Source organism: Flavobacterium sp. (genome assembly GCF_035299245.1).
Classification (GTDB): domain Bacteria; phylum Bacteroidota; class Bacteroidia; order Flavobacteriales; family Flavobacteriaceae; genus Flavobacterium.
On sequence record NZ_DATGWY010000006.1, the window covers coordinates 67351 to 84189 of the forward strand.

The window sequence follows — 16839 nt, forward strand, 5'->3', positions numbered from 1 at the left end:
TCCTAATTATTTCCAAACAATAGAATCACTAACAATGGGTATTTTTTTAGTTCTAGTGTATTTAAAAATCATATTTCCTTTCCACTGCAAACCGAATCAAATCAGTTTTTCCGTGAATGTTCATTTTTTTGAGAATGTTTTTTCGATGTGTATCAACAGTACTTTTGCCAATAAAAAGTTGGTCAGCAATTTCTTGCGAAGTTTTCCCTTCGCCAATTAGTCGTAAAATTTCTTTCTCGCGCGAACTTAATATGATTTCTTCTTTTGATGTGGTGTCCAAAGTTGTAATAGCATCGTCAAAGAAGGTTTCACCTTTGGCTACTTTACGAATGGCTTCGACTAATTTTTTTAGAGGTGAATTTTTCATAATATAACCATTGGCGCCGGCTAATTTCATTTGATTTACCGCTTCACTTTGATCAAACATACTAAAAGCAACGACTTTGATGTGTGGGAATTCATTTTTGATGGTTTTAGTTGCCGAAATTCCGTCGCATTTAGGCATTCTAATGTCGGTAATTACCACTTGAGGTTGTTTTTTGCGAACCATATCAATCAGTAATTCACCATCATTGGCTTCGCCTACAACTGAAATGTCGTCTTCGTAATCCAACGAAAGTTTGATGCCGTCAATTAAGGCTTGATGATCTTCTGCAATTACAATGGTTATCATATTGGTAAGTCTATTATTATGGTGGTTCCTTTTGATATGATCGAATCAATAGTAAACGTTCCGTTCATTTGCTCTACTTTTTTCTCGATGCTTCTGAGTCCGATTCCCGAGGTTGCAACTATAGTTTTTGGGTCAAATCCTTTACCATTGTCTTCTATTATGATGTTGAGTTCGGAATCATTGTGTTGCGTCAAATAAATATTCACCTCAGTGGCTTCCGAATGTTTGATGATGTTGGTACACAATTCTTGTATCATTCTGAAAAGCATCACTTCGAGCGTATTTTCAAGACGTTCATTCAAGCCATGCGGAATAACATTGATCTGTAACTTTTCGATGACACTCATTTTTTCAGCCATTTTTTTAACTGAAATAAGCAAACCTTCGCTACCAATTACACCCAAGTTTTTGAGGTGTGAGATGTTGCGTACTTTTTGATACGCTTCTTCAATCAAATCATCTGTTTTTTCAAATAATTTAGTTTCGGTATCGGTTGGGTTGGAATCATGTCGTTTTAAATTTTCAAAATTGAGTTTTAATGTGGCCAGCATGCTTCCCAAATTATCGTGCAGTTCATTGGCTATTCGTTGGCGCTCTTTCTCTTGGCTTTCAAGCATTACATCAATCTCGTGCAACTCTTGCTCTTTTAATGTAGTTTCGAGTTTTTGAGTTTCGAGTAATTTTTCTTGCTCAATAATTTTCTTCTTTTTTGAGAGGTTTTTATAGGCAAGGATTGAAGTGGTTACTACAATTATTAAAAAGCCAATGATGGAATAGTTCATTATTTGATGGTTTTTTAATTTTACAATTTGGAGTTCTTTTTGCTGGGTTTGATATTTGGTTTGAATATCATTGATTGCTATATTCTGTGAACTCTCATCAAGGCTATCTTTGTATTTTATGTATTCGTTATTGTAGAGAAAAGCGTTTTTAAAATCGTTTAATTTATGTGAACTTTCCGCTAGATTTTGATAGATTATTGTTTTTGTTTTTAGGATGTTTTCTCTGATTGGGGCTTTGTCGGCCATTTTTAAGAGAACAATTGATTCTTTGTAATTTTTTAAAGAAAATTGTGCAGATGCTTGATTAATATAATTGTAGCAAATTCCATTTCCTATGTCAATGGCTTTATCATATTCTAGAGCAATTTTTAAGTATTCAAGACCTATTTTAGGATTGTTTAGCGCATCGTTATAGATGAGTCCAATATTTTTATAGACATCAGAATACAGCTTTCTATCGTTTGGAATTGTATTGTATCGAATCGCTCTTTTGTAATAATCTAAACATTTATTATTGTCAATTCCAGCATTCATATTGCCCAATTGCTTGTATGCTTTGGCAAGTTTATGACTGTCTTTTACTTTGATAGCATAATTTAAATATTCATTAATGTAAACTGTAGCATTGTTGGTGTTGTTTTCTTGTGAGTCAATTATGGTTGATATTTTTAAATTGATTTCTTGAAATTGATCAATACTGTCAATTGACTTATACAATTTTTGGGCAAGGATGTAATTTTTATAGGATACATCACTTTTGTTTAATTTTTGATTGATTTCTCCTAAAAGGAAATAATATTTTGCTTTGCTGGCAATAGGAATAGAATTAATGTTGATGGAATTAATTTCACGTAAAGCCTCCTTATATTGATAGTTGTTTAAATAATATTCTGCTGTTTTAAAGTCTTGACAAAAACAAACACTTGCAAACAGAATGCTTGCAAGTGAGATAATTTTGTTGAATAGCATTCTAATTGATGATTGATAATACGCCATTTCCAAATTTTTTCGGATTTTGGTCTTTACTAATGTATTCTTTGTAAATTTCAATGGCTTTATCTTTATCTACCTCAATGTTATCATGACATAGTAAAATATCAAATTGCGTTACATTATCGCTTGTTTTATATTCAGGAACAGAAAACTTAAGTTCGTGTTTTTCACAGTTTGCATTTGATAATGCTACATCTTTATCGTTGTCAAGATGAATAAAAACAACATTTTTGGCAACTCTAAAATACTTAAATTTGCACGTATTGACTTCATTACTAGGCAATGATACTGTATATGTTACATCTCCAGAAGTGCGACTGAATGTTCCTTCTCCATCGTATACAGGTAAGTCACAATCATCTTCTTTATCAGTAGCAGCAACGGTTGTTTCAGTTGTTTCAGTTGAATCGGCTACAGATGTACTTTCTTGAGGAGTTTCAGCTTGTTTGCATGAAAAAGCGCATGTAGTAATGAGTAATAAAAGAACAATTTTTTTCATAATGAATAGTTTTAAAGTTTTATAGTTCAAATTTCCGTTGATAATTTAAAAAAAAAATCCCTATAAATAGGGATTTTACTTTTATGTGTTAAAAAAAATCGTTGAGAATCATTCTTTAGCTTTTTCTTCATCTACAATATCGCTTAAATGAAGACGTAAGGCGTTGACTGAAATACTTATTTCCCAAAAGGATATTCCGAGTGAAATTAATAAGCTTAATAAACTGAATCCGAATAAATAAATTCCGATAGTTTGTTGCTCAAAAAATAATACTAACATTCCGAAAACGGAGAGAAACAAACACAAAACGCCAAATAATTGCATATAGCGAATTAATGTAAGTCGCAAGTTGAGGTTTTTAATTTCGAGTAAAATACTTTTATTTCGGTCTTGATCGTAGGTTTTTTTGAGACCGCGAACAATCTGTGCAATGGTCAAAAATCGATTCGTGTACGCCAAAAGGATCAGCGATGTTGCCGAAAAAAGTAAAGCCGGAGTTTCTATGGATAGTGTCATTAGTTGATTTTTTTTCGAACGGCATAAATCAATTCATCTAAGAATTCACCGTTTTTATATATGTTTTTTTCAATTCGAGCTTCGAGTGTAAAACCTGCTTTTTCCAATACTTTTTGAGATGCAAGATTATTTCCATACGGACGAGCGTATATTCGGGTTACATCAAAATTTTCAAAACCATATTCAACCATTTGCTTTACAGCTTCGGTGGTGATTCCTTTTCCCCAAAAGGGTTCGCCGAGAAAATAACCCAATTCCATGTTTTTGCACATAATATCGGTTTGAGCGTGCAGACCAATACTTCCTAAAGCTTCATCGTCAATATCGATCGCAAAAATAGCAGTCGGATTTTGATTTGAAACCATTTCGATGAATGATTTTGCATTTTCAATTGTATACGGATGCGGAAAAGCATTGGTTAAACATTGTGCCACTTTTGGATTGTTGGCATAGTTCGCCAAGTTTTCAGCATCTTCAATTTTCCATGGTCTGAGTTTCATTTTGAATGGGTAAAAATTAGAATTGCTGTAACATAAATAGTACTTTCACGTCAGATAACAAAAATAGGCTAAATCATGAAAAAACTTACTTTACTATTGCTTTTTCTTTCTTTTTATAGTGTTTCATCCCAAGAAAAAATAAAAGACACTGTTCAACTTAAAGAAGTAGTAGTAAAGAGCGAACGAAAAGCCGTTGAGCAAAAAGCAGATCGGACTATTTTTGATTTTGCATCACAGGCTCATCTTAATTCGGGTTCGGTTTTGGAAGGATTAAAAAAATTACCAGGATTAATCGTTTCGGATGTGGCCGGAATGATGTACCAAGGAAAACAATTGGATGTTTATTTGGATGGAAGACCATTGAACATTTCATCGAATGAATTGAATGCATTTTTAGAAGGAATGCCAGCCAATAACATCGAAAAAGTTGAAGTAATCACCCAACCCGGAGCTGAGTTTCCTGCAACATCGGGTGGAGCAATTATTAATATTGTTACCAGTAAAAAAGCCAAAAGCTATTTGAGTGCGACGTATTCTACTAACTTGTATATGACTTCGTATGACAAAACAAGATACAGAACCAATAACAGTCTTTTATTAAGTTCCAAAAACAAGTATTTTGGTTGGCAATTTAACGCAGGACAAAGTTACCGCGAAACTGCGCTTTGGTCGGATATTACCAACATTCAGAATGCTCTTGTTGTATCAGATTCTGACGCCGATCGTATCAATAGGAATAATTATATGAAATCGGCTTTGACTTTTGATTTTGGGAAAGATCGTTTGTTGCTTAATTATGATTTAAATTACATTAAAAACAATGCACACACATTTGCCAAAGGTTTTGGTTTTGAATCATTAGATGAAAGTAAAACGAAAATACTCAGGCAAGATGCTGTAGCTACTTATCAAAAACGATTCGACAATAAAGACAAAAAACTTGATTTTCGATTTAATTTTGCGCGAAACGATACCGATTTTAATCTGAATTCGTTGATCGTTAATAGTTCTGTTTTGAATACTACTTCGGTTCAAGATTTTATAAACTTCAAAGCGGATTATTCGCAACCCATAAAATTATTGGAAGAAGGGAAAATTAGTTTCGGTTCATTGATTGAAAATTTATCATTCATTACCGACAGTTTTGGAGTAACTAATTTGGATTACGATCGGAGAACTGCCGCAGGTTATTTGGAACTTCAAGCAACGTACAAAAAGTTTGATTTTATTCTCGGAACGCGAGCTGAAGATTATTCGATTACGGGAAATACCAATAATTCTGAGTTAATTCCGTTCAAACAATTCCGCTTGTTTCCCAACGCAAGTATGCAGTACAATTTTGCACCACAGATCTTTTTGAGTTTTAATTACAACAAGAAAATTACTCTTCCAAGTACTTCATCATTGAACCCGAATAACACCAATTATCAAAATCAGAACATCAATTTTGCGGGAAATCCATTTTTACAACCTACAATTTTTGACAATTTTGAAGTAAAAATCAGTGCTTTTGATTATGCTTTTATTGGATATAACGTGAGCGAAATCAACAATCAAGTAGTCAATAGAGTAGTGCTTGATGGTTTTGAAGTTAACAATAATGTAGTGAATATTCCTGAGATGAGAATTCACAATTTCAACATCGGTATGCCTTTGCCTTATATGTTGTTTACTAAAGGATTGAAGGAAACCATGAAGTTTGATTTTAATCCGGATAAAATTAATTTCTTATATCTTTATGTGGGTTATCAGATGCACGAAATTCACGGATTGAACACTAAAGCATTTTGGAATTTTAACTTGATGTCGCAAATTGTACTTCCGATGGATATTAAGTTTATCACTGAATTTAACACATCTACTACAGGTGGAAATTTCTTTTATTTTGTGGGAACCGAACCTTTTGAGAACAGTTTGGATTTTAATTTTTCGAAGAAATTTTTGAAGGACCGATTGACCGTTTCGATTGATTTTGACGATGTTTTGAATTCAAATAAACAAGGTTTTACAGCAATTGAAACACCACTTTTATTAGAAAACAAATACGATACGCGTCGTTTTGGTTTTTCAATTAATTACAAAATCCCAACACGCAACAAACTCGCCAAAGAAGATCCGAACTTGCTGAATAAAGAGAAGAAAGAGGAAACAGGAACCATTTCTAATTAAAAAAACCTGCTTACATTAGCAAACAGGTTTTGTATTGAAGTTGATTTTCAATTATTTATTTAGTATAATCACGATTTTATTAAAATCGGCCGCCGCATTGATGACCGCTTTGTATTCTTCAAATTGCTCCAAAGGATAGTTCATGATTTTATAATACTCGGTGTTTTCTACAGTGATTTCGTTTTTGCCCGATTTATAACTGCTCACAAAAACGGCTTCGGTTTTTCCACCGACATCCATTTTGAAATTAAGGTTGAATTTCTCTAAGTTTTTCACGGTAACGCCTTCGGGTAAAAGAATTTTAATGGTACGGAAATAGGAGTGAGGATAATCGATTTCTACAGGTAAAACACGTTTGGTCTCTTGATAGAATTCCATTTGAGCTCCAATGATTTTTCCAACAGAAAACAAATAACTATCGCCTGCTTTTTGTACCAAATCTTTTCCTTCGTATTCTAAATTCATGATGAACGGTTTTTTTCCTACGTAATCCAAACCATCGTTTTCAGTGGTAAGCGATTTGTATTCTTTTTGGGAAGTATAATTTTCGGCTACGTTTTTCAACACTTCTTTGTATTGATCTGCATCGGCAAAATCTTTAATCGGTTGAAAGTTGATTCCCGAATATCCACCGTACGACATTTTACTTTTGATGATTGGATTTTGTAGATCTTGAGTAAAATCGACAGTAATTTCCATTACATCGTGAGTGATATCGGTTCCCGGAATTTGAATGAATTTGATTTCACCAATTCCCATTTTTACGCCACCAAATTCTTTTGGTTTGATGAAAAGTCCGTCTTGATTGGCCAAATAATTCGGAATTAACGGAATGCGGTATTCGATTTCAGTTGGACATAAGTATTTATCAATCGCTGGGAAATAAAATAGGATGTCGCTCAAGCTTTCGTAACTTTCAAATTCGCCATCAAAAATGGATTTGTATCGATTGGAGGTAAAAACCGTATTGCTTTCGATGTTCAGCGTTCTGAAAACGGCAATGTACAAACTCAAAATATCCGATTGATTGGCTTGCTTTGATTTAATTACTTCTGCTAAAGTTTCTTTAGTATCAAAATAACGATTGTACGGAATGGTTTTTTTGATTTTGTTTTCGATGTTCCAAATCATTTCTTGCGGATCATTGGAAGTAGGAATCGTTTTGCAGAAATCGTCTACTGCTTTTTGTGATTTTTTATCCAATTCACCATTGAAACGTTCGTAAATATTGGTGGCAAACTTTTTATAATTGTAAATATTTTTGGCTCCGTTGTTATAATTCTCATACAATTTATAACGGAACATTTTTAAGTGAGCATTCCAATTGGCGTATTTTTCGTCGTCGTGCAACGCTGGAATTTCTTTTTCAGTAATGGTTAAAAGTGTTTTCTTATCGAATTTTTTCTCGTCAATTACGGGTTCAGATAAACCATTGTAGCATTTGGTTTTGAAATTAACAAAACTAGGATATACCAACTCAAAAGACGAATTTAAAATGGGGTATTCTTCTTGCATTTTAATCGTTTTTCCATCTAATTCTGGAACTTCTCTAATCACAAACAATTGTTCGATGATGGCTCCTTTTTCGATTCCGGTTAAAGCAAAATAGTTTAGTTTTAGACCTCTTTCTTCATCCACTTCTTCTTTGATGTCTTTTTTATCCAACTTGATTACCTTGCCATTTTTAAGAATTACACGCGCTTTGGTTTCAATAACGCTTTCATTCATATTAAAAGGAATGTAAATTCGGTTGTTTCTTTCAATTGCATCATCCGAATTGATGTATATTTTTTCGTGGTACAAATAAAACTGCGCAACCTCTTTTCCGTCGGCATTAATTTCTACTTTTATGTGACGATCTAAAATGATTTCAGTCTCGTTTTTGTATTTTTCAGGAATATCAACTGCTCCTGTTTTACTTTCCCAGTCGTAATTTTTGAAAGTATAATCTTGTGCAGTTAGTCTTGTACTCATTGAAATAAATACAAAAAACAAAATGGTTTTTAAAAAGGTATTCTTCATTATTTTTGAGTGATTATTATGGTTTCACCATAGTTGGTTTTAATTTTTTTGATGCTTTCGTTCCAAAGTTCAAAATCGTTTTTATCCAGTAAAATTTTCTTTTGATTGATTTTGGCAACGTAAATTACTTTGTTGTCTTTCGTTTCGTATTTGAAACTACCCGAAAGCAATTCGTTATCGATGGTCAAATCTTTGGGAAGGTATTTTACAGCATAGTTTTGCGGAATTTCCAACTCGTAGGTTCCTTGACTTGCCGTTAAGAAATCGAGTTCAAATTTTGAAATGCGGTCTTTTTCAATTATTAATTGATCAAAATTGGTATCTACATTTAAATTAACATAAATGTCTTTATCAATTTTGATGATGTAACTATCGATGTCAAATTTGTAATTGATGATGTACGGCAAATCGCGATCTTTAATGTTCTCTTCGGTATATTCTAACAATTTAAACTTGTTATTTCCTTTGACTACGATTGATTTGATGTATTCAAAACGTTTTTTATTGGCAGCATCACCCAATTGTGAGAGTAAATTACTTCGGTTGTATCCTTTGAAAACGAGTGAACCACTTCCTACTAGTTTTTCGTTTTCAATTTTGAATTTCACATGATCGGTAACGGCATTAGTTTCGCCAGAAACAATTGGAACTTGGATGATTTTATAACCACCATCTTCGTTGATTAATGCTTCTTTTCCTTGAATGAATGCAGTCGGGATTCCGTAACGCGTTTCCTTGTCAGTGGCGTCTAAGAAAATGTATTCGTTGCCCTTTTTATAAGCAGCAATCATGTGATTATCTACGGCTGGAGTTGCTAATTCGTTGTACGAATACGGAATTTCACGTGTACCAATCCAAGTCAGATATACATTTTTGAGTCCGGCGTATTTTGCCATTGCGGTAATAATACTTGCCATGTCTTTACAATCGCCAAATTTTCGGTTGCACACCAAACTTCCTTCTCTAGGTTTGAATCCTTCATAGCCATTTTCAAAAGCAACGTATTTGATGTTGTCTTTTACCCAGTAGAAAATACTTTTTACTTTTTCTTCTTCAGTTTTGGCGTTGGCAATCACACTTTCGGTGATTTCTTTTAGCTCTTTATCTTCTTCTTTGTTTAAGTCTTTTACAAATTTTTGATAGTAGTTGAAAAGTTTATCAACGTTTTCTAAAACTTCTACTTTTTTATTGTCAACAGTATAATCTTTGATGTAAATATCAATGTGTGGAATTATGTGAAGAAATCCAGGAGAAAAACTTTCGTATTTTACAGGCTTGATGTTTTTGAGTGTCCATTTGTAAATGTACTTTCCTTTTTTCTCGGTTTTAGAGAATTCGATGGCATTATTTGGGTCGTTGAAAATTTTATACCCAATGTTGATCTCTTTGTCGGTTTTGATTTCCAAAGTCGAATTCAGAATTGGGAATGAATTACCAAAAATGAATTTGTGTAACAGGTGATAATCAACATATTCTCTTTTATACTGGTATATTTTTTTGGCTCCCGCTTCTAGATTGGGAAAAATAAGTTGACGTTCTTTTACTCCATTGTAAAAAATAGCATCATCTCTCGACTCTTTTTCGTTGGTTTGAGTGACTTTGATGCGTTTATTATTGATTACGGTTTCGGCTTCATATTCGAGAAGTTTCACCAATTCAGAATAGGTAAAGCTTTCCGAGTTATTGTTTATTCCGTTATCGGTCAATATCATTGATTCGTTGTAACTATTTTCGGTAACATTGAGTTTTCTGTCTTTGATAAAAAAATCATAACTCGTATTATCGTTAATAATTAACTCGTTGTAATCGGGATAAATTGACTTATACTCTTGTAAAGTGCCTTGTGAAAAAGCGTTTAGGCTTAGCAGAAAAGCAATAAGAGTAAAGTGCTTACTTAGTAATTTCAAGTAATTCATCAGAATCGTATTTTTTGGTTAACGAAAGGACTCCATTGGTATAAATAAGAGTATTTCCGTGTAGTTCATCATTTTTGTATTCGGCTTTAAGCCAAATTTTTCCATCTTCTTTGTAATATTCTTGAGTTCCTTCAAAATCATTATTCTTGAAGCGTTCAATTTTGTATACATTTCCGTTGGAATAATATTCTTTTCGTTCACCATCAAGTTTGTTCATTTTGTAGGTCAGTTGAACTTCAGGTTTTCCTTCAGGATTATTAATTAGGTAGTTGCCATCTTTTGCTCCTTTAACAAAATTGATCGCCATTGCTGTTTTTCCATTTGGGTATTTTGACACAATAGACGCGGTTTCGTCTGCAACAGGAACTCGATCCTTAAATTCGCCAGCGGCATTAAGTGTGATGTAGTATTTTAAACGGTTGTATTCAAATCCTAGGATTAAAATAGCATCACCTTTTGAGTTGAAGTATTTGTATTCACCTTCAATATCACCGTTGACTCTGTTGTATTCGAAAATTTTGGATTTGTTCACAAAATAACGAGTAGATTTACCGTATTCAGTTCCAAAAATGTAATCTTCAGCGAGTTTCAGATTTCCAACTTCGTCAAACGATTTTTCAACGCCATTGGCAAAACCAGAATAATAATTATTTTCATAATCAACAGCTCCGATTACTGAATAGCCTTTGTAATTTCCGTGACGCACACCATTCACAAAGTCACTTTCATAAATTAAAGTGTTGTTTTTATCTTTTACAACGTATTTTCCGTTGTATTTTCCATTTACCAGTTCAAACGAGTGTACTATTGCGCCGTTGTGGTAATTGATGCTGAATTTTCCGGTTTTGTTTCTGAAATCGAATTCGGATTCTTTTTTACCTTCGGTCGAATAGATTTCAATGGAAAGTAGTTCATCTTCAGCGTATTTTTCTTTCTTCTTAATGTTTCCATTCATCCAATAATAGAATCGGTAATCGTATAATTCATCTCCGTAATAAATACCTTCTTCTTTTAATTTTCCATCTGGATAATAGATTTTATAAGGTCCGTTTTTTTCATCTTTAGCATAAAAATATTCTTGGATAATTTTGTCATTATTGTATACTTCATACAATCCGCTGATGGAATCTTGTTTGTAATTGATGATGCTCTCTAACGATCCATTATTGATATAACGATGACTTAAACCTTCTAATTTGCCGTCTTTGTATTGTCTTTTTCTTGTTAAAGCTCCACTATTAGCATAGTATTTCCATTCGCCTGTTCGTTCACCTTTGTAATATTCGCCTGCTAAAAAAGTTTTTCCATCAAGATCTTTTATGGTAAATGCCTTTTTAGTGATGTTGGTTTCAACAGGTTTCGGATTGTTTCTTGAGTATTGTAGAACCGTTCTCAATTCGCCACCTTTAAAATTTTCCTGATAATACAACTCACCTTTTTCGTCGTAATAAATATAATTTTGGAGTTTTTCATTGTCATCATAAATTGATTCTAATGATTTTTTTCCGTTTTCGTAGTATTCGATTGATTTTTTAATTTTTCCACCTTCATAAATGATTTCTTCTTCTACAGCACCATTGATGAAATATTTTTTATAAGTTCCTTGAATTTTCCCTTTGCTGTAAACACCTTCTGATTTTAGCGCTTTACCGTGGTAATAAGTGGCTACTTTGCCATCAATTTCTCCGTCTACATAATTGAAATTTGCCGTTATATCACCAACCGCATTGTAAAGAATGTACGGACCATTAAGTTTTCCTTTTGAATAATGAATCTCATTCATTTTGGTTCCGTTAGCGTAATAGCAAGTGAATTTTCCATCGCGTTCGCCATCAAGTAAACTACCTTCACATTGTTTGCCACCAATTACATGGTTGGATGATCCAGGACCATTACTTTTATCATCTTTATAGTTATCTACAGACTTGATTTGACCATTATCATAATAGGCAGTGTCGGAACCGTTCAATTTGCTTGTTTTGTAATTTTTTTCTTGAACCAAGATTCCTTTTTTATTGAAGTATTTCTGAACACCTTCTAGTTCATCGTTGACCACATTCAATTCACCACTTAAATTCCCGTATTCATTCAGTATCTTATACTTACCTTCTTTTTTTCCATTAACTATTTTCCCAACCAAAAAAGGTCTTGAGTTATTAATTGAAATGACCACCTCTTCTTGCTTGCCAAAATGATCTAATTTTCGTTTGGCAAATTCGTTCCAAAAACTTGGTCCGTCAATGTAGTTTTTATAAAAATCGGTGATGGCTTTCTTTTTTGATGTCAATGCTTTACCCAAATTGTCCTCCATACTCAAAAGCATGTAATAGGTGTAATTTTCAAATTGTTTTTTCTGATGCAAATCTTTTACCCAAGGCATGTAAGTAGTTTCAAAAAAACCATCACCCATTTTATGGTCTGCTGTGTATTCTACAACAGCTTGAATCTGGCGAACGATGACATCGTCAATATCCGATTGCACTTTGTAGGCTTTTTTTAATGGTAATTGATTGCGAAGTATAGTTTCAATTTCTTCAAAATTATCACCCGATTTAGAAAAAACTAATTTGCTTTTATCAAGGAAGTTTTCGCCAAATTTTTTATTCAAATTAAGAATAGCGTCTTGAGCCTTTGAGCTTGTTGGCGCAATAATTAAATGACTCATCATGGCCAAAGTTCCTTCGGTAATTTTACCGTTTTCAAAACAAATTACACCCAAAAGGTAGTGTGCAGAAGCCGCATTGGGATTGATAGTAATTGTTCTTTTCAGTAAATCTAACGCAGCCTGTTTTTCTTCCATGCGGTATTTTACAATAGCATAATTGTATAATAAACTGGACGAATTTGGAATGTATTTTTCACCTTCTTTAAAAACAGCATCTGCCTTTGTATACTCTTTAGCATCGCTTAAGAAATTACCGTAAAGTGTAAAAAAATTGGGTTCGTCCACCATTTTACCTGAGCGATATATCTCATCAAATAAAATAGCTACCTCTACTTTTTGTTCTAAAGCAACCATAGCCATGGCTTTTTCATATTGAGCTGTAATATAACTTGGGTCTACTTTTGCAATTCGATCAAATTGAGCGATGGCTTCGTTGTATTTTTCTTCTTCATAAAGAGCAATTCCGTCTTGGAGAATTTTTTCACTGTCGTAGGTTAATGTATAATCTTTTTGTGCTAATACTGTAAAAGAACTTACTAGGAGTAGTAAGAGAGTGAGTTTTTTCATAGTCGATTTAAATTTCATCAAATATATATTTTTTTTTAAATGTTTGTAAGAATTGTTCTTAATTTAAGTGTTGATTTCTAAATCTTTAATATAATCTTCATGCTCGAAGAAAAAATATTCAAAAGCACTCATTTTCTCATTGAAAAAATCAAATATTTCGGGCCACGTTTTTGGATTATTAATGCTTATGTTCAGTTTTTCAACCCAAATTCTACTAATTAATTTTCCGCTATCCAAATAAAAATTGCGTTCCAAAACGGCATCGGGTAGATGATCTTCTAAAAGAATTGTTTTTAATGATTCTACTTTTTCAAAATAGATGGTCCGTTTTTCATCTTCTTTACATTCGATATCAAGCAAAACTTGTGCCTTTTTATTGTCGACATAAAATTTAAACGACACGTCTTTTATTTTAGTATTGTACAAAATCCATTTTCGAGGATACGCTTCGGCAAAAGCAATCCAAAATTCTTTTTTAATTCGAATACTATCTTCTTTGCTGTACATTAATTAGGGGATAAATTGGGTTTTATATTTTTTTTGTAAATTTAGAAAATTAATTCCACCGCCATGAACCATTCTGATTTAATAATTGCGATTGATAAACTAGTTGATATAGAGCTATCTGCTATGGATTCGCACAGAAAAATGGCGCCATTGGAACGAATTAAATTGCTGGAAGAAGCTCATCTAAATAAACCCAATGCAAGAAATGCAGCAGTGATGATGTTGCTCTATCCTAAAAACGGTGCTACACATTTGGCTTTGATAAAGCGCAATTCCTATCCTGGAGTGCATTCTTCGCAAATTGCATTTCCGGGTGGAAAGGTAGAAAAGTACGATGCTAATTTAGAGCAAACTGCTTTGAGAGAAACGCATGAAGAGATTGGTGTTGCTCCCGATTTTATTACTGTATTGCGCAGTTTTACTACGGTTTATATTCCGCCAAGTAATTATTTAGTGCATCCTTTTTTAGGAGTATCTACTTCCGATATTTCGTTTACCCTTCAAGAAGATGAAGTGGCTGGAATCATAGAAACTCCTTTGCAAATGATTTTAGATGATTCGATTGTAACTACACAATCCATTGAAACATCCTATGCTAAACAAATGAATATTCCGGCATTTCAAATATATGAACATACCGTTTGGGGTGCAACTGCTATGATGCTCAGTGAGTTAAAAGATATGCTAAAATTGGTTTTATAAATAATTAGTTTTTGTAAGTTTGCCACTCTAAATTGCTTTTTAAAATTATGGGTTTATTCAAAAGAAATCCTTTCGGACATATATTATTCATTAAAAAATGGTTGATTCGAATTTTCGGTGTCATTACACACAGACGTTACCGAGGATTCAACGAATTGCAAATTGACGGTTCTGAAATCATTAGAGCATTACCCGATAAAAATGTGCTATTTATTTCGAATCACCAAACCTATTTTGCAGATGTAGTGGCGATGTTTCATGTGTTCAATGCCAGTCTCTCTGGAAGAGCTGATAACATTAAAAATGTAGGTTATTTGTGGCAACCGAAAATGAATGTGTATTATGTTGCTGCGAGTGAAACCATGAAATCGGGAATTTTGCCGCGAATTTTAGCATACGTCGGAGCAATAACAGTAGAGAGAACATGGCGTTCGGGCGGAAAAGACGTAACCGAAAAACGTGAAGTGAATCCGAATGATACTGAAAACATCAAAATTGCTTTGGCCGATGGTTGGGTAATTACTTTTCCACAAGGCACAACCAAATCGTTTAAACCCGTTCGAAAAGGAACCGCACACATTATTAAACAACACAAACCTATTGTAGTTCCTATTGTGATTGATGGTTTTCGACGTTCTTTTGATAAAAAAGGATTGCGAATGAAGAAGAAAAACATCTTGCAATCATTTATTATCAAAGAGCCATTAGAAATTGACTATGAAAACGATACAATTGAGCAAATCGTTGAAAAAGTAGAATACGCCATCGAGCAACATCCATCGTTTTTAAAAGTAATTCCAGCCGAGGAAATCGAAGAGCAGGAACGTCTTAACAAAAAGCGTCAGTGGGAATATTAATGAACAGGTTCTACAGTAAAACCGTACTTTCGTAAAAGATTAATTACACCCAATTCGCCACCTAAATGCGCTACGCCAACACCAAAAAAAGTTGGGTTTTCTTTCGCTATTTTCTCAATTCGTGTAATCCAATTTTGATTGCGGTTGTTGAGTAGTTCATTATCAAATTTGGATGTCATTGCATTATCTGAGTTTTTAGTAAACTCTACCATTGCCTGAATGTCTTCCGACTTATACAACTCAAGCATTTCTTTTAGCTCTTTACTGTCACGAACCAAATCACTTTTTGCAGTTTTGACCAGTTCGTCCATTTGGTCTTGATACGGAATAGCATCAAAAACGTTCAATTGTTCGGTTACAGTTTCGAGTCCAATTGTAGTTTCGTTTTGTTCGCTTGAGATTTTCATCAATTCGGCTTCAACCGACTGCATTGGGCAATCCATCATTTTAGGATACAGCATCGCCGAGACCATAAACGGTTTTACTGTATTTAAGAGTTGAGCCGAGAAACCTAGGTTTTTCTTCAAAAATTCATCTACAATTTTAAAATCTTCAGCAGTTGCCAATGATTGCATGGTTACTCCATTTTTCATCATCATACTGCTCATCATTTCGACTTGCATGTTTGAGTCGTCCATATCCAATTCCAAACAAAGTTGATTGGTTTTGTTCATGGCTTCTTTTACTTTGGATGGTAAAGTGGCATCGCATGTAATGTGGATTGTTCCATACAAATAAGAAGGTTGAGACAAACCTTTACCCGAAATTTTCCACAGCAACGACTTCTCATTGTTTTGAGCATTGGTCAATCCGAATAGAAATCCAAAAATTAAAATAAGAAGCTTTTTCATTAGAAGTCAATTTTTTTAAGTTCGGTGTAATTTTTATGCAAACGTCGAATTAAAATTCCGTACAACAGTTTATAAAACAACCAAAAGACAACAAACAGTACAAGCACAATTCCAAGTGAAAGTAAGAATAAAATTACTTTGTTGCTTTCGTACATTGAAGCGAGTTGTGGATTGTATTTAATTTCAGAAAAAACAGCTATGGCGCTTGAAACGCCAACTAAAAATAAATTATACCAAACGTAATATTTAACTATTTTTCGGGTATTCAATATATCGTCCATCAGTTTTTTGGTCGATGAAGCAGCGTTGATTCGCTTGAAGTTTTTGTAAAATAAATAGATAAAAACAATTAGTACTACATAATTGAAAACAGTCAGTATAATTTCAAAATCATACAAGTGAATTTGTTCCATTTTCTTAGTGTAATCAGCATCAAATAAGATTAAAAAATCCAATCCTCTAAGAAATATGAATTCTAACACACTAATGATTAGTATCCATTTTACTATAGACGACGATTTTTTGTGAATCATTTTGTAAATTTCTGATTCACTAATTTGCTGGAACGAGCTTTCACTTTTTTTCCAGTCTTTTTTCAATAAATCCAATTCTTCAATCAT

General features: G+C 33.3%; 14 protein-coding genes. 3 read left to right on the top strand and 11 right to left on the bottom strand.

Translation table 11 applies throughout. From position 1 onward, the window contains the following. Window positions 1-61 precede the first annotated feature (61 nt). From VK161_RS04540 to VK161_RS04560, 5 genes are all read right to left on the bottom strand, one after another. The gene (locus tag VK161_RS04540; protein ID WP_324213572.1) at window positions 62-673 is read right to left on the bottom strand and encodes a response regulator transcription factor; all 612 of its coding nucleotides are present in this window, start codon (window positions 671-673) and stop codon (window positions 62-64) included. Continuing rightward, window positions 670-2451 (bottom strand): sensor histidine kinase, encoded by a 1782-nt coding sequence (locus VK161_RS04545; RefSeq protein WP_324213573.1) that lies wholly within the window; start codon window positions 2449-2451, stop codon window positions 670-672. The genes VK161_RS04540 and VK161_RS04545 overlap by 4 nt, the downstream gene beginning before the upstream one ends. After that, on the bottom strand, window positions 2426-2947 hold the full coding sequence (locus VK161_RS04550) for a hypothetical protein (RefSeq protein WP_324213574.1): 522 nt from the start codon (window positions 2945-2947) through the stop codon (window positions 2426-2428). Before VK161_RS04550 ends, VK161_RS04545 begins: the two co-directional genes overlap by 26 nt. 108 nt (window positions 2948-3055) lie before the next feature. Then, entirely contained in the window at window positions 3056-3463 is a 408-nt protein-coding gene (locus VK161_RS04555) for a DUF2721 domain-containing protein (protein ID WP_324213575.1), read from the bottom strand. Next, window positions 3463-3963, bottom strand: a complete 501-nt coding sequence (locus VK161_RS04560) for a GNAT family N-acetyltransferase (RefSeq protein ID WP_324213576.1) — start codon at window positions 3961-3963, stop codon at window positions 3463-3465. Before VK161_RS04560 ends, VK161_RS04555 begins: the two co-directional genes overlap by 1 nt. A gap of 75 nt (window positions 3964-4038) precedes the next feature. Here VK161_RS04560 and VK161_RS04565 point away from each other — a divergent pair, with 75 nt between their 5' ends. After that, window positions 4039-6132 carry an outer membrane beta-barrel family protein gene (locus tag VK161_RS04565; RefSeq protein WP_324213577.1) on the top strand — a complete coding sequence of 698 codons (2094 nt, stop codon included), beginning with the start codon at window positions 4039-4041 and terminating at the stop codon, window positions 6130-6132. A gap of 51 nt (window positions 6133-6183) precedes the next feature. On the opposite strand, the gene VK161_RS04570 is transcribed toward VK161_RS04565, so the two are convergent. From VK161_RS04570 to VK161_RS04585, 4 genes are all read right to left on the bottom strand, one after another. Beyond that, a complete protein-coding gene (locus VK161_RS04570; RefSeq protein WP_324213578.1) occupies window positions 6184-8154 on the bottom strand; it encodes a DUF3857 domain-containing protein in 1971 nt (656 codons plus the stop codon). Further along, window positions 8154-10070, bottom strand: a complete 1917-nt coding sequence (locus tag VK161_RS04575) for a DUF3857 domain-containing protein (protein ID WP_324213579.1) — start codon at window positions 10068-10070, stop codon at window positions 8154-8156. Before VK161_RS04575 ends, VK161_RS04570 begins: the two co-directional genes overlap by 1 nt. Then, window positions 10045-13302 (bottom strand): tetratricopeptide repeat protein, encoded by a 3258-nt coding sequence (locus tag VK161_RS04580; protein WP_324213580.1) that lies wholly within the window; start codon window positions 13300-13302, stop codon window positions 10045-10047. Before VK161_RS04580 ends, VK161_RS04575 begins: the two co-directional genes overlap by 26 nt. A gap of 63 nt (window positions 13303-13365) precedes the next feature. Continuing rightward, a complete protein-coding gene (locus VK161_RS04585) occupies window positions 13366-13809 on the bottom strand; it encodes a DUF4268 domain-containing protein (protein ID WP_324213581.1) in 444 nt (147 codons plus the stop codon). A 63-nt stretch (window positions 13810-13872) separates the two neighbouring features. On the opposite strand from VK161_RS04585, the gene VK161_RS04590 reads away from it, so the two are divergent. Together VK161_RS04590 and VK161_RS04595 are read left to right on the top strand one after the other, a co-directional pair. Then, on the top strand, window positions 13873-14511 hold the full coding sequence (locus tag VK161_RS04590) for a CoA pyrophosphatase (protein WP_324213582.1): 639 nt from the start codon (window positions 13873-13875) through the stop codon (window positions 14509-14511). A gap of 47 nt (window positions 14512-14558) precedes the next feature. Beyond that, entirely contained in the window at window positions 14559-15368 is an 810-nt protein-coding gene (locus tag VK161_RS04595) for a lysophospholipid acyltransferase family protein (RefSeq protein ID WP_324213583.1), read from the top strand. On the opposite strand, the gene VK161_RS04600 is transcribed toward VK161_RS04595, so the two are convergent. Both VK161_RS04600 and VK161_RS04605 read right to left on the bottom strand, forming a co-directional pair. Further along, window positions 15365-16219 (bottom strand): TraB/GumN family protein, encoded by an 855-nt coding sequence (locus VK161_RS04600; RefSeq protein ID WP_324213584.1) that lies wholly within the window; start codon window positions 16217-16219, stop codon window positions 15365-15367. The genes VK161_RS04595 and VK161_RS04600 overlap by 4 nt on opposite strands. Next, window positions 16219-16839 (bottom strand): hypothetical protein, encoded by a 621-nt coding sequence (locus tag VK161_RS04605; RefSeq protein ID WP_324213585.1) that lies wholly within the window; start codon window positions 16837-16839, stop codon window positions 16219-16221. Before VK161_RS04605 ends, VK161_RS04600 begins: the two co-directional genes overlap by 1 nt.